Origin of the sequence: Winogradskyella sp. J14-2, from assembly GCF_001971725.1 — a bacterium.
In the GTDB taxonomy this organism is placed as follows: domain Bacteria; phylum Bacteroidota; class Bacteroidia; order Flavobacteriales; family Flavobacteriaceae; genus Winogradskyella.
On record NZ_CP019388.1, the window covers coordinates 2,596,225 to 2,620,000 of the forward strand.

Sequence of the window (23,776 nt, forward strand, 5' to 3'; positions counted from 1 at the left end):
ACAATTTTTCATGCTTCAAAATCACTCGAAGTGACGTTAGTATAGATAGAAAAGTGGAGGTCAGTTCGAGTGCTGAGCAGAGCGAAGTGTATCGGGAACCATTTTAATTAGACTTTATAACCTCTAAATTTTGTTTTAGGTTGTTATTATCCGGAAATAATTCAACAGCATTTTGAAGTACTTCTATAGCCTTTTCTTTTTGGCCTGAAAAGCCCAAGGTGTTGGCTAAACTCATATACGTTCTTGGTTCATCAGGAAAAAGTTTTGTGTTAAGTTCAAACACGGCAATAACCTCTTCTATGCGATTGGTGTTGAATAGTATTTTGCCATAGGTGTTAAGCTCAAACATACTACTTACTTTACCTTTGAATTTTTTCAAAAGCTTTTTTTGTTTCCTTTTTAAGCCTTTTGTTCCCTTTTTACTTAAAATATCATCTACGGTAGCTACGATTTGGTAATTAGATTTATAATCATTAACCGTGATGATATTCTGAATATCTTCTTCTAACATTTTTACAGGATGTTCTACAATTCGATTGATTTCCTTACCATTTTTGTAAAAAATAACGGTTGGTACACGATGAATGTTTAAACCTGCTTCCTCGTGCTGTGGGCTTTGTTTATACATGCCAGCTTCTCTACTTACCGCAACAACTGTTAATTGATCCATAGGATAATTGCATGCTTCTAAAACTTTATATAATCTTGGAACTTCCTTTTTACTATCACCACACCAAGTACCCATAAACAAAGTGATGCCGTAGTTTTTTAACTCTGACGCTATGGCTTCGGTAATAGTTGAATTTGGCTCATAATCATTATAATTTTTGGTAAACCAAGATTTGTAATTATCGCCTTCTAAACCGCTTTTGTCTATTTTCCCTAAAAGATAAGGTGTATCGGTATTTTCTGTGATTTCTATATTGAGGTTTTGGGCGTTAAGCTGAAAGGAGAAAATTAAAATCAGAATAGTGTTTACTGTTCGTTTCATAGTTATAGAATTTTTGATTAATACTTGAAACAAACTTCAAACTTAGAAGCTAAAATTTTTAAAAAAGAGGGTTTGAAATTGGTACTAGAACCAAGGTTGAATTTTTAACTATTTGATAAATAGAGACTTAACGTCGTTTCTGGATTGTACTTCCAACTTCTTGTAGATGTTGTTGGTATGCGTTTTTATGGTGCTAACACTCAAAAATAAGGCCTCTGCAATGTCCTTATTGGTCTTATCTTGTAGTAAATGTTCTAAAACAACTTGCTCTTGTTTAGATAATTTAGACTTTAAATCTTCAGATTTAGATTGTTTGTTTTTCCACATTCTGTAGAGTAGAAACAAATTCAAGAAAAAAGAAAGGGCAAGCACAGTGTAAAGGTAAATATCAAATGAAGCGCTTTTGCTGTCTTCTGTTGATGCCAGCATAAATCGGTCAGCCGCTAATTCATTTCTATATTGGGCAGTGTATGGCGCATTAGGGTATGCAGTTTCTAATCGTTCCTTGAGATCGTCGTAATAAGAATTGTTCTGTAAATCTTCAACATAATAGCTATGTAAATCGCTGCTTCTATCTGATAAATAAGCGTATATGGCGAGTTCTGCTACAGGCTCGTTTAAGGCAGTTCCGTAGTCTTGTAATGTTGTAAACCACTTTTTGTTGTTCAGTTTTCGGTTGGCTTCACTTCGCACTTCACCATAAGCAAAACGCATATCGTTTTTAAGGGAATCTATCTTTAAAAATGCATTGGCTCTTGGGTTGTTAGATTCTACTTTGCAAAACACCTGATTACCAAAAGAAAAAGGCAATTTTAAGGTGTCTGTGTTTTTTGCAATAAATAGTAATTCTTCACTATTACTGCAGTGACCGTTAAAGTGGTTGATGTCTTGTTGTGTTTCGCTGCACTTGTCTACATGGATGCGGTAGATTCGGTTTTCTGTGCTTAGCATATCTCCTTTAAACTCAAAAAAACCTGTTTCGTCTGCTAAGGTTTTTGCAAAAATTTGTTCAGAATATACACCAGACATTTTACGGTAATCCTCTACAATTGAAAGGTAAACAGTGTTTTGCCATTCATCTGGATTTATATAACCAGAAAAAGAATATTGCGCCTCACAATAAAGCGACACCAAAATAAAGCAAATCAATAATTTAAACCGCATAAAACGAAACTAAACAATTTTAAGAAACAATAAAATAGTGCCGAGGTAAAAGTGTAACAACTTTAACAAACTAGCGTCATACAGATACATCAAATCATCAAACGAAATTATGAGTATCTGGCGCGTTATTTTAGCTATTATTTTTCCACCCTTGGCTGTTGTAGATAAAGGCTGTGGATCTTTTCTAATTACATTTATATTGTTTTTTTGCGGCTGGGTTCCGGGAGTTATTGCTGCTTTGGTAATTCTCAATAATCCAGAACGTTAGTTAATTGTTTTAGAAAATATGATTTTTTTAAAAGTAGAATTATTTAACTTTAAATTCACTAAAAAGCTAAATCAAAATGACAACAAAAGACATTGCAGAGAAATTAGTATCCTATTGCAGAAGCAATCAAGAGGATAAGGCCTATGAAGAACTTTATAGTCCTGAAATTACCAGTATTGAAATGGCAGAGCCAATGAAAGAAGTTCATGGTTTTGAAGGTATACAAAAAAAGGGACAATGGTGGCAAGAAAATTTTGAGGTACATGCCACTGAAGTTTCCGATCCTTTGGTTGCAGATAACCACTTTACAGTAAAATTTTGGATGGATACAACACACAAGCCAAGCGGACATCGTTCTCAAATGAACGAGATCGCTGTATATGAGGTAAAGGATGGTAAAATATGGAAGGAACAATTTTTCTATAACTCTGAAAGCTAAAAAAAGTTGAAATTTTTAAGATAAAGCTCAACATGATATGATGTTGAGCTTTTTTTATAGAATCTAAATGAAGATTTATAAACGTTTAAGTGGAAAACACATTTATAACCACAAGGAGAATTAATCGTATCTTTGTGTTTTACTACATCAATCTATTTTGCTTTTTGGGTAAAAAGGATGTAGTCGTAAGTTCGAGTGATTATGAGGAACAAAAAATTATATCGAGAACTTTTGTTAGTAAATTTCTGCTTTTCGATACATGTTTTTTTCATTTTTAATCGAAAAATCCACTTGAAGTGACGAAATATATCAAATGCATAAAAGATTAAATCAATTTAAAACACATGAAAAACATATTTCTGCTTATTGTCCTCGCTTGTTCTGTAGCGAGTTGTAATGTTACCGAATCTATTGTTTTTAACCAAAATGGTTCGGGTAATTTTTTACTTTCCTACGAGATGGGAGATGCGATGAAAGCCATGACGGAGTCAATGGGAGATAATTCTGATAAAGAAAAAAAAGAAGGAGGTGAAGTTATGGATACAACCATGGTATTTGCAGATATTATGGAAACCTACAAAGATAGTGTTGCTGCGCTACCAGAAAATAAGCGTTTAGCGATGGAGGCGGTAAAAGATATGTATATGAGGATGCAGATAAATGAAGAAGAAGGAATTATGAATTTTGGAATGGGTATGCAGTTTGAATCCATCGCAGAGTTAAAAGACCTTAACGAAAAGTTTAAGAAAATACAAAGCTTAAATGCGCAAGGAGAACAAGTAGATGCCATGAAAGAAAACTCACCACTTGGTAACTTTATGGGTAATGAAAATAGCGATGTAGCCTATATGTATACTAATGATGGTTTTTCTAGAATGACAAGCATTAAAGTGCCAGACGAAGCAACAGAAGATGCTATGGATGAACTTTTTGACGAAACCGATGAGAGTAATCAGCAGTTTTTAGATTATTTTCAAAGCTCTTTTTACACCGTTAAATTAACGTTTCCTAAAACTGTAAAATCCATAAATATCGAAGGTGCTGAATTCTCTGATGATAGAAAAACAGTGTCTTACAAAACCAATTGGGTAGACTATCTTAAAAACCCTAAATTACTAGATGTGAACGTGAAATTTGTTGATGAATAAAACTGTAAAACTTCAAGATTTAGGCTTAAAAGATTTTAAAGACACCTGGGATTATCAGGAAACGCTTTTTAAAGCCATTTTAGATACTAAAATTAAGAATAGGAGAGAAGATGCAGGCTTAGCAACCGATAACCATTTTCTGTTTGTAGAGCATCCACATGTGTATACTTTGGGTAAAAGTGGAGACCTGTCTAATTTGTTGCTCTCAGAGGAACAATTAGCAGGGAAAGGTGCAACCTTCTACAAGATTAACAGAGGCGGAGATATTACGTATCATGGTCCTGGGCAAATTGTAGGCTATCCTATTTTAGATTTAGATAATTTCTTTACAGACATCCACAAATACCTTAGATTTTTGGAGGAAATCATAATTCTTACATTGGCTGAGTATGGTTTAAAAACCGAACGTAGTCCAGGTGAAACAGGTGTTTGGTTAGATGTTGGCACTCCATTTGCCCGAAAAATTTGTGCTATGGGAGTACGAGCCAGTCGTTGGGTTACTATGCATGGTTTTGCACTTAATGTCAATGCCGATTTAGGCTATTTTGATAATATTATTCCTTGTGGAATTAGAGGGAAAGCTGTCACATCTTTAAATAATGAACTCGGTATAGAAACTGTTGATGAAAAAGCAGTAAAAGAAAAGATTTTAAAGCATTTTAAGGTGCTTTTTGAGGCAGAGTTTGTTTAGTTTAATATCATGATAAAATAATTAGGACTTTTCACTTTATTCTGAGATATAACGTCGCGTTTTTTGGGCTAACCTCCGAAATTTTATTTGATAGAATTAATTATAATTTATAGATAAATATCATATTTAGCAAATATGTTAAATGAACCATTCCCAAAACTTTGACCAGTTTTTATTCTAATTTATATTTTTTTCCATAATACATCACCACCTGTTAATTCATCTTCTTTTGTGTAACCGTACCATCGCCCTTTACATTCTGTTCCTAATGGATTTATTTTAAGTATTATCACACCTGATAGCGAGATGTAGTTTTTGCTTGATTCATAAATAAAATTAAGAATTAAGTTTTTAGAAAATTTTCCAGATATTGGATAATTCCCGTTAACATGGTTAATTCCTTCACCATAAATGTTAATTCCTTTAATTTTATTTAACACAACAGTATCCTCAAGATAAACCTCTTTAATGTTGTCTATAAACCAAGAAGCCTTCCAATGCCCTTTAATATCAGGATATCCCAATTGTTTAATTTTGCGATGAGAGTTGATTTCTTTTCCGAATGTGGTTATTATTCCGGCCAATAAAGTTGCTCCTGCACCAATTATTGCAGATACTAAGTTTGAGTCCATATCATAAAATTAAGTAATTACATTGAATGTGATTAGTTATATACGTTAAAAACAACTATTTGTAGCCAATTATAACTAGGTGTCTAAATTGTAGATGTAGTCAGCTCAGAATTTCTAAAAAAACTAATCTAAGCCTCCTCATTAAAAAACACTTTATAGTAGTGCATTTTCTTCTCCTCGTCATAACCACGTTCAAGGTATTCAGCAGAAGCATCTGGTGCATCAACATCGAGTTTTATCTGAATGTTGGTGTCTAGTTTTATCTCGGGTTTTATTTTTTGCTTTTGCTTTTTTAAGACGCGTTCAGAGACATCAAACTGGTTTCTAATCAGCACGTTGTTTTCGGCTTCATAGGTTTTTTTATAGTCTTCAAAAAGTTGTATTTGGTCTTCTTCTTCAAACACTTCTTCTTTAAAGTTTTCAATATTTACAATTTCATTTTCTTTAAAAAAATCTACTGTCTTTGCTAAGAAATTACTTTGCTCTTGTCCGCCAAAATTGGGTTGTAAAACCTCTTTAGAAAACTCTCTGCATAGCTCAATACAGTTTTTGGTGTGTTGGTTACTATCGTCAGGATACTTAATGTTTAGGAAGCTTTTAATCCAGTATTGCGTATCGTAGGTGTTGTTGTCTACACTAAATACTATTTTACCTTCCATGTCCGAAGTGTTCAGAATCAGACATCCTTTATCTACTTTCTTAGCTTGTATGCCCTTTTGTACCAAAATGTCATAGTTTCCAGACTCTAAATACGTCTGAAAAAACTCGGTTTTGTTTTCAATTTTATAAATACCAATAGCATCTACAAAGAAGTCTTCGTACTGTATATTTTCAAAATGACAAACCAATACATCTCCTGTTTTTATTTGAGCTGAATTACTTTGTTCATAAAGATGTGTGACGATGTGTTTAGACGTTTCTACAAAATCAGCTTCTTCTTTAAAAAGTTGATCAGAGTAGGTGTTGATTTCATTAAGTCCAACATTGCTATGGTGATGAAAACGATAACTTTCTGCAACACTTACAAAAGGTTTTAGTAAGTAAGGCAACATAAGATTGTAAGTAGCTTCGTCAAAATGCACAGCAGCATCTGAAAACGCGTTTTTTGTATCATTAAACTTGTTGCCAACTTTGTGAATAATGCAATGTTTTATTGCCGCTTTTTGTCGTTTTATCATCGGTAAATTAATAAGAAAATAAGTGTATGCAATACTACAAAAGGTAGGGCTTAAAACTAAAGAAAACGCCAAAATAAATTTGGCGTTTTCAGACTCAGGGACTTTGAGATTTGGTTATCGTTATATTTTTACAAACTCTACACGTCTGTTTTGTGCTTTTCCATCTGCAGTACCATTATCTGCAACAGGTTCTGTTTCTCCTTTACCTTCTGTGGTTAATCGATCTGTCGAAATGTTGTAAATATTAACCAAAGCCGTTTTTACGGCTTCGGCTCTGTCTTTAGAAAGCTTAAGATTTGAGTCGTCGGAGCCATCAGAGTCTGTATGCCCAACAATATTGAGTTTTATACTGTCATCTTGCATTAACACTTGCGATATTTGGCGTATAATACCTAGTGACTGCGGTTGTATGTTGGCAGAACCCGAATCGAATAAGATGCCATTGGTAGAAATCTTGCCTTCAGACATTAGTTTGCGTCTTAAGTCAACACCACCTTCGGCAACTTTAATGTTTTTTATAAACACGCGTTCTTCACCATCAGTTAAACCATACACGTGAAATTTTAAATAATTAAGCACGTTAAGCTCCTCTATAAATCTTGGAATATCTACATATTTAACCTCGTTAATCCAGAGTCTATAACGTTTTTTTGTCACAGAAATAGCTATATGTGGTTGGTTTTTTACTTCATCTCTAATATCTGCAGTTAAACCAGAGTTAATCATGCCAGCCTTACCATTAAAAAAATTATAGGTATCAATGTTGAAAGGTGCATACTGTCCCAGCGGAAGTGAAACAGATCCATAGTGCGATTTTCCGTTTGAAAACGTGTTGGTGTCACTAAGTATAACATGCAGTCTTGCACCAGAGGATGTTTGTCTGCCTAAACCAGATGTAAGTAAATCAAATTCTATAGTGTAGTCTTCTGGTAGTTGACTAAGATCTGGTATGGCGTATAATCTGTAGCCTGCTTTTAGCTCAAACCAGTTACCTTCTACTTTGTTAAATTTTACAATATTACCAGAGCCATTTGTATTCCATTTACTTGGTAAATCTCCAATAAAATCATTTGAAAAATCATCGAAAAACAGAAGTTTGTCACCAGGAACAAAATCGTATTTACTATACACTTCTAAACCATCAGAAACATTTGATGGTGTCTCCTTAATAGCATCATTTGTGTTACCAGAATCACTATTGGTTTTATCTTCTGGTTTATCATTAGATTCTTTGGTCTCCTCTTCATCTTCAGTTTCACGTTCACGCTGTCCCAGAAGAAGCTCTTTAGCTGTTGTTATACTGTATTTTAAGGCTTTTTTTGCTTTGTTCATTTGCAAGGTAGCTTTTCCTTGCTTTAAAACACCAGCACCATCTAAGTCGTTTATAATGTCTGGCGCACTTTCGCTCAGTGAGGACATCTCTCCTAGAGCTTCTTCGAGGACATCAATATCGTCATCATCTAAAGATTTACCTGAGGCTGCGTAGCCATCATACTTATAAACTTTATCATACAAGTCGAACGACTCTTGAACAAAACTATCTACACTGGTTATGCCAACTCTATTTTTAGGGCGTTTAATTTTTTTTGTTTGTGCATCTAGAGTTGGAGTAATTATAAGAAAGATGCAAAAAGCGAAGGAAATTTTTGAAAAATTCATTTTAAGTAATTGATTAATAGCTCTCTAAAAATATGAATAACTATTGATACTTAAAAATGAAAAAGAGAAATGGTTAATAAGTTAGTGTAGTTTGTAAACAACTATTGTTTTATCATCTGCTTGAGTTATTAGTTCTAGGCCTTTGTTTTTGTCTAGTTTTTGTAATTCTGCAGCAGAAGTTCCAAAAACAGGGAAATTAGGAATTGATTCAGCTTGGCTATCAAATAAATAAACCTTTTTAGACTGTAAGTCTGTAGTTGTAATATAAATTTTATCGTTAAAGTAAAAAATTCTAGGGGCTGTGTATACACCATAGTCTAAATCTATGCGTCGCGATTTTATAAAAAGTTTATTCTCATACATTGAGACCAACGTTTTACTTGTAGTAGCTATATTGTGCTTGTCTGTTAAGTTAAGATCTTTTCGACTTATTTTTCCTCGATTATCTACTTGTACAAGTTGACCTAAAGTGTTAGAAGTAGTAAACTTATTTTGATATAAGTAGATTTCATTATCAGAGAACCTAATTTTGTTATGAACACGTATTCTTATATCTCCTTGTCGACTCAGTATTTTTAAATTGTCTTCAGTGGAAAATACAATGTAATCTTTACTTCCAATTCTAAAATGTTTTGGCTGTGAGGTTATAGTTTTAGTGTTGTCGTTGTAAGCAAAGCCACTAACGATTTTACCTTTAGCGTCGTACATAAGAAGGTTTTTTCCTTGGGTAACTAGGAGTCTGTAGTTTTTTCTTTTGTCGTAGTCAAAAACCGATAAAGGTTGTGTGATTTCATCATTAAATTTTCTCGGGAAAGGAGACACATCATTTCCGTTTCTGTCTAAAACATACAGACGGTTTGATGTTGCAAATGCTAGTTGTAACCTGCCGTTTTTGTACATATCTATTTGTTCTATTTTTCCAAGTATTTTTCCTTGAAGTCGCTTTTTCCAGAGGATATTACCAGAGTCAGAGATAAGATAGAGCACATTATTTATGTCCTGCACGGCAATGTCGTTTGTGTTACTAATATAATTTTTTACCGTTTGAGGAGGCGAAGCTATCTGAGTGTCAATAACAGTTGTAAAAGTTTCGGTAACCGAATTAGTGGTAGGTTTCTTTTTAAACTTTTCTATAACTCCGTTGACATGCGCGTAATTGTCTTCGTAAATGTACTGAACCACGTTAGCATGGTAGTTTTTAGTCTCAATATCTAAGTAATCAGAAAGTCCATCATTATTTTTATAAATGAATACCGAAGAATCTTCGCTTAGGTTTTGACTCACATTTTTAAAGGCGTCAGAATTTGCAATGGTATTGTTATTAAGAGCATCGGAAAGCGTTGACTTTATAATTTCGATAGAATTCGAAAAAATGATAAAATCTTCATATTTTGAAAAATAACTAGCTTCTTCGAAACTAATAATCGGTTTTAACCTCGATTTGAAAAAATCAGTATTTCCAAACTCATAAATATCGATATCTCTATAAGTTTCAGAAATTGACTTATCTTCTATGGTTTCAACAACAAGGTCAGCATCTAGAGAGTAAAGGATAAGGGTATTGTCGGCTAAAGCAATTTCATTGGTAAAATTTAAAAATGTCTTAGTACTATCGGGTGCTTTAGCAGTGAGCTTTATTAAATTTTTATAAAAAATAGAATAATCATCAAACGATATACTAAATAGAGACTTAGTGTTTCTGGGTGCTATTTTTAAGCTCTGAGTTTTTTGAGGAATGGTTTTTTTAAAGCAGTCTAAAGCTTGGGTTATTGAGTCTGTTGAATTTACAATACCATTATAATAGAGGTTATCCTCATAAAAATTTAAATCGAGTGAAGAATAACCGTTTTCGACGTCTCTAATTACATCAGAGAATAAAAGGTTTGAATAATTTGAAGCTTTAGTCTTAAAAACAACCGCCGCACTTGTTTTGCTTTCAGAAGTTTTAATAAGGTTGCTAAGCGGATTATTTTTTTCACTCGGCTTGAGGGTTTTTAAAACATTCAAGTTATTTGAAGCCAGAAATACATTATTTGTATGCTTATGATAAAAAACGGTTGAATCAATTTGGGTTTTTGTGATATCTAACTCTGAGAGGTTTTTAGAAACATGATTTGGTAGTGAGTCTACTACAAAAACTGTGGAGTCACTTTTGGTAATAATGATATAGTCGGTATATTCTGGTTTTAACAAAGCTACATACACTTTGTTTGTAGTCTTTATATTTTTGATAACTTCAATGCTTTCTTTTAAGTCCTCATTGATTATACTAGACAAAATATCATGTTTTTCAATATTGTTAACAAATACATTTAGGTCATTTATAGAAAAGGCAACTTCAGTTTCAGGTGGTAGAAATTTATAAGGCGATTTTGAAATGTCATAGTCTTTTTGGCAAGACACTAAAACAGAAAGTAAAATCAATAAAAATCTAAATTGCTTCATACGAAAAGATATATGTACAAATATAAAAAGTTATAAATCTAAACGGTATTGCTCTGGTAATAATCTAAATGATTTTCTGTGGTACTTCGTTACGCCATATTTTTCAATTGCAGCTCTGTGCTCTTTGGTTGGGTAGCCTTTGTTCTTTTTCCAATTGTACATAGGAAATTCTTCATGGATTTTCTCCATATAAAGGTCTCTACATGTTTTTGCCAAAATTGAAGCAGCTGCTATGTTAAGGTATTTTCCATCTCCTTTAATAATAGTTTTGAAGGGAATGGATTTATAAGGTTTAAACTTGTTGCCGTCTACAATAATAAATTTTGGGGTAATATTAAGTTTTGAGATAGAGCCATGCATGGCTTTTATTGATGCATTCAGAATATTTATAGAATCTATTTCGTTCTCATGTATATGCTTTACAGAAAATGAAATAGCTGTTTGTTCAATCAAGGGTCTTAAGAATATTCTATGCTTTTCAGAAAGCTGTTTAGAGTCATTCAATAAACTATTGTTAAAGTCAGGCGGTAAGATTACGGCAGCTGCAGTAACAGGACCCGCTAAACAACCTCTGCCAGCCTCGTCTGTACCGCATTCAAAATCAAAGTTTGAGAATTGAGTTTTTAAAGTCAAAACGTTAAAATTTGAACAAAGTTAAAATTTTAACGCAACCCTTTTACAGTTTTGGTATCTACATAATGAGTTAAGTGTCAAAAAACACTAGTTAAATTATATTTGAAGTTTGTTGATGAAATCGCAAAACCATTAACATTTTTTTGGCAAAAACGCTTGTTTATTTAATATTTAATTAAGATGTTTGCAACTAGACTAACTCAAATAATTGTTTTATGAAATTAAAGTTAACATGGTTATTAACGCTTTTTATGGCGTTCGTGATGCAATTTTCTTTTGCACAAGAAAAAATGGTCACAGGTACAGTTACTACAGAATCGGATGGTTTACCCCTTCCAGGAGCTAGTGTAATTGTAAAGGGTACTACAAAAGGTGCTCAAACTGATTTTGATGGTAAATATACTGTTGGAGTCAACTCAGGAGACGTTTTAGTTATATCTTACGTTGGTATGGAGCCTGTTGAGGTAACAGTAGGCGCATCTAATGTGTATGATGTTGTTTTAAAAGAAGGCAACACTCTTGATGAGGTTGTGGTTGTTGGATATAGCAAAACCACAAAAGAATCATTTACAGGTACGGCCGCAGTAGTAGACATGGAAGGTGTCGATGACAAGGTTGTGTCAAACGTTACACAAGCCTTAAGAGGTGAGGTAGCTGGTGTAAATGTTATTACTAGAAGTGGTGCTCCAGGTGCTACTGCTGAGGTTAGAATCAGAGGTTTTGGTTCTATAAATGGTAATACATTACCATTATACATTGTTGATGGCGCTCCTATTGATGGTAATGCTACAGGTGTACTTCAGTCTATAAATCCTTCTGATATCGAAAACATGGTGGTGTTAAAAGATGCAGCGGCAACTTCTATCTACGGTTCTCGTGGTGCTAATGGTGTTGTGTTAATTACTACCAAACAAGGTAAGGCTGGTGTGTCTCGTATCTCTGTAGATGTAACTACCAGTGTTAACACATTGTTTTTGCCAGAATATGAAACCATCGTTTCGCCAGAAGAATATATGGAGATTTCTTGGCAGGCGTTAAGAACTAAGGGAATTTTAACAGGTGAGGCCGATCCTACTGCGTTTGCTAGTAATAATTTATATGGAACACCTGAAGGTATCAATAATTTATACAATATTTGGAATGTTCCGGGCGATCAATTAATTGATCCGACTACAGGAAGATTTAATCCTGGTGTTCAGCGTAGATTTACGCCAAATTCTTGGAGAGATGCTGCTTTCGGTACTGGTATAAGAACTGAAGCCAATTTACAATTTTCAGGTGGTAACGAAAAAACTAAGTACGCAGTATCATTAGGTTATGTAGATGATGAAGGTTATTCTGTAAATTCTAACTATACGAGATATACGACTAGGTTAAATCTGGAGCATAAGCCAAAAGACTGGTTAACAATAGGTGGTAATATTGCGTGGGCAGGTGCGCGTGCTACAAATTCTGGTACTCAAGGTAGTGCAGGTAGTTCTGCTAACCCATTTGCTTTAGTTTACACTACACCAGCTATTTATGATGTTTTCTTAAGAGATTTAGATGGAAACCTAGTTCCAGATCCAATTTTTGGTGGTGCTCAGTACGATTTTGGTGCAGAAACTGGAAGACGTGCTTGGAATGCAACAAACGGTATCGCATTAGCGCAGTATGATTTAACACAATCTGATGTTACTACACTTTTAGGTAATTTTAATGTGGGTGTTGATATTACGGATTGGTTAAAATTTGAAATGCGTTACAGTGGTCAGTATGACTCTAGAATTAATACAAACAGAAATAACCAATTTTATGGTGGTGCCGCTCAATCAGGTGGTAGTTTATTCCTAGATGATGATCTTAGAACAAATCAGAACTTCTTACAATTAATTCGTTTTCAAAAATCATATGGCGATCATGATGTAGAATTATTTGTAGCTCACGAATCTACAGAAGACCGTTTTAGAACTATAACAGGTGCTGCAGAGCGTGCAATCATTCCTGGTTCTAATGATTTGAATCAATATACAACTCCATTAGGTAGAGCTGGTTCATTTAGATTAGGTTGGACTTTAGATAGTTATTTTTCTGGTTTAAACTATGATTATGCAGATAAATATTTCCTAACTGCATCTATAAGACGTGATGGTTCTTCTCGTTTCCTTAATGATAAATGGGGTACTTTCGGTTCAGTAGGTTTAGGGTGGATAGTTACTAAAGAAGACTTTATGGCCAATGTTGGTGCTTTAGACTTTTTAAAGTTGAAAGCGAGTTATGGTGTAATTGGTGATACTGGTACAGCCCTTTTAAATGGTTTCCAAGTATTTAATATTAATCAAGATCCAAACGGAAACATTTCGTATACTATTTCTAGTGAAGCTGCAAACCCGAACTTAACTTGGGAAACTTCAAATGTTGCTCAGGTAGGTTTTGAAAGTACTTGGTTTGATGGTCGTTTGGGAGTAGATGTTGATGTCTATGATAGAAGAACAGTAGATTTAATTCAGATAGCAAACTTAGCACCATCTTCTGGTCAAGAAACTATTCGTTACAATAGTGGTGAATTATTAAATCAAGGTTTAGAATTCAATATCAATGCAAAACTTATACAAAAAGATAATTTCAGACTGTCATTAAACTTAAACGGTGAAACCTTTAGAAACGAAGTTACTGAAATGCCAACTGATCCTTTTACAGGAGAGAAAGCAATTTTTGATGATTTCAACAACATCGCAGAAGGTGTTTCTCAGTATGATTGGTACATGAGAGAATGGGCAGGTGTTAATCCTGCAAATGGTGAGGCATTATGGTATATGTATTATGTAGATGAAAACGATAACGGTGTATTCGATTCAGGTGAATTATCTTCTTTCAATGGAGGTTCGTTTGAAGTTGATGTTGATAATGATGGTTTCAATGATAATGCTTCAGGTAACTTGTTTGAGTATCAGAGGTTAGTGCCTGGCGCAAATGTAAGAAGAACTACTACTAATAATTTTGCAGATGCAACTCAGGTATTTACCGGTAAGTCGGCTATTCCGGACGTACGCGGTGGATTTAGATTAAATGCTGGATTCAAAAACTTCGATATTTCTGCACAATTTAGCTACAGTATAGGTGGTTACACTCTAGACAGAGGTTACCAAGTATTAATGGACAATAATTTAATTGGTGCGGATAACTTCCATACAGATATCAGAAACGCATGGACAACACCAGGTCAAATCACTGACGTACCAAGAACTTCAGCTAACTTTGGTAACGATGGACAGCAAAATAATACATCTACTCGTTTCCTTACAAAGTCAGATTTCTTTTCACTTAACAACGTTAACCTAAACTACAGATTATCACAATCTGTTGTTGAGTCAATGGGCTTAGAAGCTGTTAGCTTTACATTATCTGGCGATAACTTAATGTTCTTAAGCAGTCGTAAAGGTTTAAATCCTAGTACTGCTATTGGTACAACGAACTCTGGTATTTACATGCCATTAACTACCTTTAGTTTAGGTGCAAAAGTTCAATTTTAAAAAAAAAGCAATATGAAAAAAAATGTAATTTACTTATCGATAGTAGCAATTATGGCCTTGTGCTTTAGTTGTGAAGAGGATTTCTTAGATCCAGAAAGAAATACTAACGTTTTAACAGACGTTAGCATTACCGGTGCCGCTGGTCTAAATCCAGATATTATTGAAGGAAACTTAACAGGTATCAGTGGATTTATGATTGAACCATTTGGTGTAACAGGTGGAAGACACTATGACATTGGTCAAAAAGGTGTGGATATATGGACGGACATCGTTTGTGGTGACGCCTCTTTATCAGCAAGTGCTTTTGGATGGTACAACGCAACATCTAATCTTTTAACAACTACTGACTTTACCCGTGAAGAGAACGAGATTATTTGGAACTACTATTTTAGAATTATCAGTGTTGCAAATTCTGTAATTCAAACAGCAGGTGGTAATAATCCGGGTGATCTAGATGCTAATACGCTTAGAGTTAATGCTCAAGCAAAAGCATATAGAGCTTATGCCTATTTTTATTTAGCACAGCTGTTCCAAACAGCCTATGATCCAGCAGAACCTATTTTACCTTTGTATAATATTGATGATATTAATACAGCAAAAGTTGAGGCTTCTCAGATTTACGATTTAATAGTAAGCGACTTAACGTTTGCAATTGATAATTTAGATGGTTATACGAGATCGGCTATAAGTGAGATAGATCAATCTGTTGCGCAAGGGCTATTAGCTTACACTTATGCTGCAATGGGTGATTACACAAATGCTAAGATTCAAGCTGATGCAGTTATTGCTTCGGGTTATCCTTTAGCAACTGCTGGAGAGCTTGCTTTCCCAGGTGCAGGATCTGGTTTTAATAGTGTAAACTCTGCTAATTGGGTATGGGGATTTGATATTACAGCAGACCTAGGTCACCAATTAATAAACTGGTGGGGACAAATGGATTACTTTACTTATAGTTACGCATGGGCTGGTGATACAAAATCTATAGACGATTTATTATTTAGCCAGATACCAGCAAACGATGTTAGATCAACGCAGTTTGGTACAGGTGCACAAGCATTACAGCCAATTAATAAATTCTTCGATCCAGGAAGAACTCCAGGTGGTCAATTCGCAATAACAACTGATTATATCTTTATGAGAGTTGAGGAATTTTATTTATTGAGTGCTGAAGCTGCTGCAAAAACTGGTAATGAGGCTGCAGCAAAAGCCCGTCTTCAGGATTTATTGTCGATTAGATTAGGTGGCGCTGCGGCAGCAACCTCATATTTAGCACCATTATCTGGTTCTGCACTAGTCGATGAAATATATTTCCAAACTCGAGTAGAGATGTGGGGTGAAGGAAAGAGTTATTTAGCCATGAAACGTAATCAAGCTACCGTAACACGTGGTACAAACCATGTATTTAGAGCAGGTGAATCGTTTGTTTATGATTCTGATGAAATGTCTTTCCAGATTCCTGAAACTGAGATTATTAATAATCCGAATATTTCATCTCAAAATAATTAAAATAATACCTTATGAAAAATTATAGATATATTAAGTCAATATTCAGCCTACTTGCAATTGCAGCACTATTCACTGCTTGTGAACAAGATTTAGAGTCACCTCTTTCTAATTTTGCTGGTTTTGAAATCGGAACTGCTGAAAGGGCTATTACTGTCCCTAAAGATGCTTCAGAATCTTTTGATATTAAGGTATATGCAAGTGAAACAACATCTGCTGACAGGACTTTTAACGTTGTTGTTAATATGGATGATACGTCATTAGCATCACCTTACACGGTTCCTTCAACAGTTACGATTCCTGGAGGATCCAATGAAGGTACATTGTCTTTCAGTGTAACTGATAATGATGATTTAGGATTTGAAAAACAATTATTGGTGTTTGGTATTGAAGGTTTATCAGGTAATGAAGTGACCTATGCCGTTACTGAGCAGTGTTTGGATACAGTTGTAACATTTAACCTAGAATTAGATACTTGGCCAGATGAGACAACTTGGGAAATCTACGATCTATCAGGGTCACCTGTAGTAATTGCTTCCGGTGGTCCTTACGTAAATCCAGATGACGACTTTGCCGTACTAGCTTTTGATTTTTGTTTAGCTGCTGGTGACTATGGAGTTGTTGTTTATGATTCTTATGGAGATGGTGGTCCTGAATTTAGTGTAACTTCGGCAGCAGGAACTTTGGTTCCTTCTACAACCGTTGGAGGTGCGCAATCGTCGGCAACATTTTCGATTAATTAGTAGATCAATCTAATTAACATATAATTATAATAAAAAGCCATCTATATAGATGGCTTTTGTTTTTTAGTGACTTAAAATATCTTTATATTGCAAGAAATTAAAATTTGATGAAAATGAAGAATTTATTACTTTTTATTTTAATTGTTTTCAGTTGCTTGTCCTTTGGTCAGGTTACTGATAGCAATTTATCCGAGGCTAATAGAGCCCTTTTAATACAGCTGAATGAACAAGAGAATGAACGTATTAATAGAGTACAGAACTTTTTGCAAAACCATCCAAATGTTAAGGCAACATTAATCAATGATGGTTTTACATTAATGCACATTCACGATGTTAGAAACGGTAAACCTATTTACAGGTCTACTGAAAATTTAGAAGCAGCTCGAGCAACCAAAACTGTCGAACTTTGGACAGGTGGAAGTTTGGGGCTAGACCTAGATGGATTGGGTATGACCGTGGGCGTATGGGATGGTGGACCAGCAGATGATGGGCATGTTGAATTTGAGAATGATGCAGGAACAGATACTAGGATGGAAATTATTGATCCCGTAGTTGTTGACGGTGATACTGGCTTTAGCTCACACGGCACACATGTTGCAGGTACAATTTCTGCTAATGGTACTAACCCAAGCGCTAGAGGTATGGCTTCTAGAGTGAACGTAAAATCTTTTAATTGGACAAACGATTCTGCCGAAATGACAACCGAGGCCGGAGATTTAGCTAGTCCAATGTTAGTATCAAATCACTCGTATGGAGTACCAATAAATCAAGGAAATGGTAACCAGTTGGATGCAGACTTTATTGGTGCTTACTCTTCCGGTGCTGCTACGGTAGATAATATAACAAGAAATAATCCTAAATACTTACCTGTAATGTCTGCTGGTAATTCTGGAAATGTTTCTTATCCTGGCGGTATGTTTCCAGGATTCGATAAATTAACTGGCGATAAGAACGCTAAAAATAGTTTAATTGTAGCCAATGCTAATCCTATAGCGTCTGAGCAACCAGCTTTCAGTGGTAACTATGAATTGACGAGTTTAGCAATAAATTCAGGTTCTAGTGAAGGGCCAACAGACGATCTAAGAATTAAACCAGATATAGCTGCTGATGGTACCAATTTATTATCACCTACACCTGCGAATGGATACTCAACATTTTCTGGTACATCCATGTCTTCACCTAATACAGCGGGCACTTTAATCTTATTACAGCAATATTACAACCAGCTCTTTGGTGAATATATGAACTCTGCAACTTTAAAATCGTTAGTATGTCACACAGCTATAGATGAATTTGATGTTAACCCTGTAAATCCAAATCACACCATGGGTCCCGATCCCGTATTTGGATGGGGTTTACTCAATGCAAGAGCTGCAGCACAAACAATAGCCTCAGCAAATAATTCTTTGGCTGTTATAGACGAATTAAATTTAGCTCAAGGTGATACTTATACCTTTACATTTTCGGCACAAGCTGGATCAAAATTATCTGCCACCATCTGCTGGACAGACTTACCAGGGCCTATCGCCAATGGTCCTGCTAACGATCCGACACCAAGATTGGTGAACGATTTAGATTTAAGAATATCGGATGGTACAACAACCTTTTTGCCATGGAGATTAAATTTTGATCCCGTTAATGGTTTTACAACAACTAAGGCTGACAACTCAGTAGATAATATTGAAAGGGTAGATATAGAGGTTCCTACAAATGGTATGTATACACTAACAGTATCACACAAGGGTAATATTCAAGGTGGTGGTGCAGGACCATTTGACCCAGGAAATCAAGATTTTTCTCTTATAATTACGGGTAATAACCTTGTACTTAGTGTCGATGAAAACGATTTGTCAAGAAATTTGACCGTTTATCCTAACCCTTCTAAAGGCGAATTTACTATTGCATTTGAGTCTAATCTAAACAGTGTAGATAATACCGTTAAGGTAGATGTTTATGATCTTCAAGGTAGATTGGTTTATAATAATAATTTCATGAACACAGCTTCACTCTTTAAGGAGACAATTACTTTAGAAAACGCCAAGGCAGGTGTATATATGGTGAATATTTCCGAGGGTAATAGAACTACCTCCCATAAACTTATTATACAATAACATTTATTCTTTAGTAAAAAAGAGACCAACAGTTTAATGTTGGTCTTTTTTGTGTTAAGTAAATTGTAATTCTGCTCGGTAATACAATAATTTATAGTTTACTTTGTTTTCAGTTTATATTTGAATTAATGCGACCTAAATATCTTTTAACTTTTATTTTTTACCTTTTCTTAGTCAATATAAAAGCACAAGTAAAATTGAATAGCGCCAATGCCAGAAATTCTCGGGATATAAGCGATTCTACTGATATTAAAAGATCTAGGGGTTTTAAGGACCTTGCCACTATAGACATGTATTTGCAGTATGCTACAAAAGTAGATACCTCTATTGTGGACACTACTTTGACAATTCAAAAAGAATACAAATTCAATTATTTACAAAAAGATAATTTTGGTTTAATGCCTTTTGCCAATATAGGTCAGACGTATAATTCATTAACCCTTAATCCGATTAACATAAATACTAACCCCTTATTTGGCGCTAGAGCTAGACATTTTAATTATCTAGAAAGTGAAGATATAAGATATTACCATGTACCGACGCCATGGACAAGGCTCACATATAAAACAGCTTTTGAACAAGGACAAATGTTAGATGCTTTTTTTACCGTAAATCTATCAAAACAATTCAATTTTTCAGTAGCATATAAAGGTTTAAGGTCTCTAGGTAATTATCAAAATGCTTTAACCAGTACAGGTAATTTTAGGGTTACTGCTAATTATCAAACAAAGAATGAGCGTTATAAGGCTTGGGTACACGTTGTAATGCAAGACTTACTTAACCAGGAAAACGGAGGAATTAAAGATGAAGATATTGAAAACTTTACCTCTGGCGATGAAGAGTTTATAGACAGATCTGTCTTTGACATGAATTTTGACAATGCTGAAAACATCCTAGAAGGTAAACGTTTCTTATTGAATCATTCATTTGATATTGTTAACAAAAAAGACTCCATTAGCAATAATAGACTAACTATTGTCAACGAAGTTTCTTTTCAAGACAAATACTTCCAATACTATCAAACTTCACCATCAAGCAACTATTTTGGAGATTTCTTTACGAACAGTATTAATGATAAAGTCACATTAGAAGATTTTAAAACAAAAGCTTATTTGGAGTATCTTAACAATGCGTTGGGTGAAATTAGTTTCGGAATTAACTATACCAACATTAACTACGGATATGATAGTGTAGTTTTATTTCCAGATGACCTAATTCCTAATAGAATAAAAGCAGATTATTTAGGTGTTGATGCATCTTACACAAAAAAAATTAAATCCATACTTTTTAAAAGTATAGCAAGTTTGAATCTATCAGATCAGTTTGTTGGTAGTTATTTAGATGCTGAGCTTAAAATAAAACTTAATGACCATATCCGTATTTCAGGTGGGATTAATGTTAGCTCTAGATTACCAAATTATAATTTCCTATTATATCAAAGTGATTATACAAATTATAATTGGTACAATTTAAATAACTTTAAAAATGTAAATACACAGCAAATAAGATTTAATGTTGAATCTCAAAAATTCTTTAATGCGTCTCTAGATATCTCCAATATAGAGAATTATACATACTTTAATTTAAATGAAATTAACAACGATGGCGTTAGAATAATTAAGCCAAATCAATACAGCGGTCCATTACAATATTTAAGATTAAAATTACAAAGAGAGTTTAAGGTTGGTAATTTTGCATTAGATAATACAATCATGTATCAAAATATTTCAAGTGATGACGAAGTGTTAAATGTTCCGACCTTCATAACTAGAAATACACTCTACTATTCCAACCATATTTTTAAGAAGGCCATGCAGCTCCAAACAGGCATAACATTCAATTATTTTACTGAATATAAGATGAATGGATACGATCCTGTCTTGGCAGAATTTTATACGCAGAATACAACCAAGATAGGTGGTTTTCCAAGACTAGACTTTTTTATTAATGCAAAAGTGAGGCAGACACGTATTTTCTTCAAAGCGGAGCACTTCAATTCTTCATTTACAGGTTATGATTACTTCTCGGCACCCAACCACCCTTTTAGGGATTTTACAATTCGTTTCGGTTTAGTATGGGATTTTTTCTTATAGAAAAAAAATAATTTAAGTCACATGTAGTTGTTTTGCAGAGACTTGCTAATGTGGTGCTAAAAAAGGTTTAAAATAAACTCAGAATTAGCTTGTGAATATAAAAAAGGGTTTTATATTTGCACCCCCTAAACGGGCGCATTGCGACGAGTTTGGGTAAGTTCATTCTCATAAAGGGGCATCAGGAAAATAAATTTATTTTTTTTCAAAAAGATGTTGTGGGAATAAAAAAAGGGTTTTATATTTGCACCCGCTTAACGAAATAAGGTTAAGAAAAAGTAAAGAAAACAAGTTCATTAACATATTGAATTGACAGCGTAAGGATCAACTGGAAACGGTTGGTTCATAACAAGAGAATAGATCATTTAGAGTACTGAGAGAATTCCTATTAGTTGTTAAGAGAATAAGTCGAGAGACTTAAAAATTTAACGATGAAGAGTTTGATCCTGGCTCAGGATGAACGCTAGCGGCAGGCCTAACACATGCAAGTCGAACGGTAACAGGAAAAAGCTTGCTTTTTTGCTGACGAGTGGCGCACGGGTGCGTAACGCGTATACAATCTACCTTTTACTGGGGAATAGCCTTTGGAAACGAAGAATAATACCCCATAGTATCTAAGTTCCGCATGGGACTTAGATTAAAGCTTCGGCGGTAAGAGATGAGTATGCGTTCTATTAGCTAGATGGTGTGGTAACGGCACACCATGGCAACGATAGATAGGGGCCCTGAGAGGGGGATCCCCCACACTGGTACTGAGACACGGACCAGACTCCTACGGGAGGCAGCAGTGAGGAATATTGGACAATGGGCGAGGGCCTGATCCAGCCATGCCGCGTGCAGGAAGACTGCCCTATGGGTTGTAAACTGCTTTTATACGGGAAGAAACCCATCTACGTGTAGGTGGCTGACGGTACCGTAAGAATAAGCATCGGCTAACTCCGTGCCAGCAGCCGCGGTAATACGGAGGATGCAAGCGTTATCCGGAATCATTGGGTTTAAAGGGTCCGTAGGTGGATTGGTAAGTCAGAGGTGAAAGCCTGCAGCTCAACTGTAGAACTGCCTTTGATACTGCTAGTCTTGAATTATTGTGAAGTGGTTAGAATATGTAGTGTAGCGGTGAAATGCATAGATATTACATAGAATACCGATTGCGAAGGCAGATCACTAACAATATATTGACACTGATGGACGAAAGCGTGGGGAGCGAACGGGATTAGATACCCCGGTAGTCCACGCCGTAAACGATGGTCACTAGCTGTTCGGATTTCGGTCTGAGTGGCTAAGCGAAAGTGATAAGTGACCCACCTGGGGAGTACGTTCGCAAGAATGAAACTCAAAGGAATTGACGGGGGCCCGCACAAGCGGTGGAGCATGTGGTTTAATTCGATGATACGCGAGGAACCTTACCAGGGCTTAAATGTAGAGTGACAGGTCTAGAGATAGATTTTTCTTCGGACACTTTACAAGGTGCTGCATGGTTGTCGTCAGCTCGTGCCGTGAGGTGTCAGGTTAAGTCCTATAACGAGCGCAACCCCTGTTGTTAGTTGCCAGCATGTAAAGATGGGAACTCTAGCAAGACTGCCGGTGCAAACCGCGAGGAAGGTGGGGATGACGTCAAATCATCACGGCCCTTACGTCCTGGGCTACACACGTGCTACAATGGTATAGACAATGAGCAGCCACTTCGTGAGAAGGAGCGAATCTACAAACTATATCTCAGTTCGGATCGGAGTCTGCAACTCGACTCCGTGAAGCTGGAATCGCTAGTAATCGGATATCAGCCATGATCCGGTGAATACGTTCCCGGGCCTTGTACACACCGCCCGTCAAGCCATGGAAGCTGGGAGTGCCTGAAGTCCGTCACCGCAAGGAGCGGCCTAGGGTAAAATCGGTAACTAGGGCTAAGTCGTAACAAGGTAGCCGTACCGGAAGGTGCGGCTGGAACACCTCCTTTCTAGAGAAAGACGACTGATAGGAAGCTATCAAAAAAAGGAAATAAGTGGTTTTATTCTCTTGCTGTTAATTTAAGATATCAATAATTAAGTAGAGTCTCATAGCTCAGCTGGTTAGAGCGCTACACTGATAATGTAGAGGTCGGCAGTTCGAGTCTGCCTGAGACTACTAAATTAAAGGAAATTCTAGAAGTTGAGAGGGTAGTTTGGTAAACTACTAACTACTATGTACTAACTACTAGTATATGGGGAATTAGCTCAGCTGGCTAGAGCGCCTGCCTTGCACGCAGGAGGTCACCGGTTCGACTCCGGTATTCTCCACAAAGATCAGTAGACAGTTACAGTTTACGGAAAGCGGTTTTACCGCTAACTGATACTGGTTACTGCGAGCTGAACAAACGTTCATTGACATATTGAAAAAAGATACATGATAATTAGATAGAAATATTTAATAAAACAAAATAATTGTAACGAGCAATTATAACTCATTAAAAAGACAAAAGTACAATAAGCTAAATAAGAGCGTATGGGGAATGCCTAGGCTCTCAGAGGCGATGAAGGACGTGATAAGCTGCGAAAAGCTGCGGGGATTGGCACATACAAATCGATCCGCAGAT

The 23,776-nt window shown here is 35.4% G+C and carries 16 protein-coding genes, 2 tRNA genes and 2 rRNA genes (1 of these 20 cut by a window edge); 13 read left to right on the plus strand and 7 right to left on the minus strand.

The annotated features are described in order from the left end of the window. Positions 1-103 precede the first annotated feature (103 nt). On the minus strand, positions 104-991 hold the full coding sequence (locus BWZ20_RS15325) for a tetratricopeptide repeat protein (RefSeq protein ID WP_076620178.1): 888 nt from the start codon (positions 989-991) through the stop codon (positions 104-106). A gap of 108 nt (positions 992-1,099) precedes the next feature. Next, complete coding sequence (locus BWZ20_RS11640) at positions 1,100-2,140, minus strand: LuxR C-terminal-related transcriptional regulator (RefSeq protein ID WP_232217105.1); 1,041 nt, start codon at positions 2,138-2,140, stop codon at positions 1,100-1,102. A gap of 124 nt (positions 2,141-2,264) precedes the next feature. Between BWZ20_RS11640 and BWZ20_RS11645 the strand changes: the two genes are divergently transcribed. From BWZ20_RS11645 to lipB, 4 genes are all read left to right on the plus strand, one after another. Continuing rightward, positions 2,265-2,423 carry a YqaE/Pmp3 family membrane protein gene (locus tag BWZ20_RS11645; RefSeq protein WP_076620180.1) on the plus strand — a complete coding sequence of 53 codons (159 nt, stop codon included), beginning with the start codon at positions 2,265-2,267 and terminating at the stop codon, positions 2,421-2,423. 76 nt (positions 2,424-2,499) lie between these two features. Next, a complete protein-coding gene (locus BWZ20_RS11650; protein WP_076620181.1) occupies positions 2,500-2,862 on the plus strand; it encodes a nuclear transport factor 2 family protein in 363 nt (120 codons plus the stop codon). A gap of 344 nt (positions 2,863-3,206) precedes the next feature. After that, positions 3,207-4,010 (plus strand): hypothetical protein, encoded by an 804-nt coding sequence (locus tag BWZ20_RS11655; protein WP_076620182.1) that lies wholly within the window; start codon positions 3,207-3,209, stop codon positions 4,008-4,010. Next, on the plus strand, positions 4,003-4,701 hold the full coding sequence (gene lipB / locus BWZ20_RS11660; protein WP_076620183.1) for a lipoyl(octanoyl) transferase LipB: 699 nt from the start codon (positions 4,003-4,005) through the stop codon (positions 4,699-4,701). Before BWZ20_RS11655 ends, lipB begins: the two co-directional genes overlap by 8 nt. A 182-nt stretch (positions 4,702-4,883) precedes the next feature. Here the strand turns inward: lipB and BWZ20_RS11665 are convergent, their stop codons facing one another. From BWZ20_RS11665 to BWZ20_RS11685, 5 genes are all read right to left on the minus strand, one after another. Further along, positions 4,884-5,333, minus strand: a complete 450-nt coding sequence (locus tag BWZ20_RS11665) for a hypothetical protein (RefSeq protein ID WP_076620184.1) — start codon at positions 5,331-5,333, stop codon at positions 4,884-4,886. Between the two features lie 128 nt (positions 5,334-5,461). Continuing rightward, positions 5,462-6,511: a nucleoid-associated protein gene (locus tag BWZ20_RS11670; protein ID WP_076620185.1), complete on the minus strand. Its 1,050-nt coding sequence runs from the start codon at positions 6,509-6,511 to the stop codon at positions 5,462-5,464. A gap of 120 nt (positions 6,512-6,631) precedes the next feature. After that, on the minus strand, positions 6,632-8,170 hold the full coding sequence (locus BWZ20_RS11675) for an OmpA family protein (RefSeq protein ID WP_076620187.1): 1,539 nt from the start codon (positions 8,168-8,170) through the stop codon (positions 6,632-6,634). 81 nt (positions 8,171-8,251) lie between these two features. Beyond that, positions 8,252-10,615 carry a hypothetical protein gene (locus BWZ20_RS11680; RefSeq protein ID WP_076620189.1) on the minus strand — a complete coding sequence of 788 codons (2,364 nt, stop codon included), beginning with the start codon at positions 10,613-10,615 and terminating at the stop codon, positions 8,252-8,254. A 30-nt stretch (positions 10,616-10,645) separates the two neighbouring features. Beyond that, positions 10,646-11,248, minus strand: a complete 603-nt coding sequence (locus BWZ20_RS11685; protein ID WP_076620191.1) for a ribonuclease HII — start codon at positions 11,246-11,248, stop codon at positions 10,646-10,648. A gap of 215 nt (positions 11,249-11,463) precedes the next feature. Here BWZ20_RS11685 and BWZ20_RS11690 point away from each other — a divergent pair, with 215 nt between their 5' ends. The 9 genes from BWZ20_RS11690 to BWZ20_RS11730 form a co-directional block, all read left to right on the plus strand. Further along, on the plus strand, positions 11,464-14,760 hold the full coding sequence (locus tag BWZ20_RS11690; RefSeq protein ID WP_076620193.1) for a SusC/RagA family TonB-linked outer membrane protein: 3,297 nt from the start codon (positions 11,464-11,466) through the stop codon (positions 14,758-14,760). Between the two features lie 12 nt (positions 14,761-14,772). After that, complete coding sequence (locus BWZ20_RS11695; RefSeq protein WP_076620195.1) at positions 14,773-16,266, plus strand: RagB/SusD family nutrient uptake outer membrane protein; 1,494 nt, start codon at positions 14,773-14,775, stop codon at positions 16,264-16,266. An 11-nt stretch (positions 16,267-16,277) separates the two neighbouring features. Continuing rightward, a complete protein-coding gene (locus BWZ20_RS11700; RefSeq protein ID WP_232217106.1) occupies positions 16,278-17,006 on the plus strand; it encodes a hypothetical protein in 729 nt (242 codons plus the stop codon). Between the two features lie 113 nt (positions 17,007-17,119). Then, complete coding sequence (locus BWZ20_RS11705) at positions 17,120-19,117, plus strand: S8 family serine peptidase (RefSeq protein ID WP_076620197.1); 1,998 nt, start codon at positions 17,120-17,122, stop codon at positions 19,115-19,117. A gap of 128 nt (positions 19,118-19,245) precedes the next feature. Then, positions 19,246-21,210, plus strand: coding sequence for a putative porin (locus tag BWZ20_RS11710; RefSeq protein WP_076620199.1), 1,965 nt, complete (start codon positions 19,246-19,248; stop codon positions 21,208-21,210). Between the two features lie 425 nt (positions 21,211-21,635). Continuing rightward, a 16S ribosomal RNA gene (locus BWZ20_RS11715) occupies positions 21,636-23,161 on the plus strand. Between the two features lie 93 nt (positions 23,162-23,254). Next, positions 23,255-23,328: transfer RNA gene (locus BWZ20_RS11720), tRNA-Ile, on the plus strand. 78 nt (positions 23,329-23,406) lie between these two features. Next, positions 23,407-23,480 (plus strand) — tRNA-Ala (locus BWZ20_RS11725). A 184-nt stretch (positions 23,481-23,664) separates the two neighbouring features. Continuing rightward, positions 23,665-23,776 (plus strand): 23S ribosomal RNA (locus BWZ20_RS11730) (it continues 2,701 nt past the right edge of the window). The 16S and 23S rRNA genes sit together here with 2 tRNA genes alongside, the layout of an rRNA operon.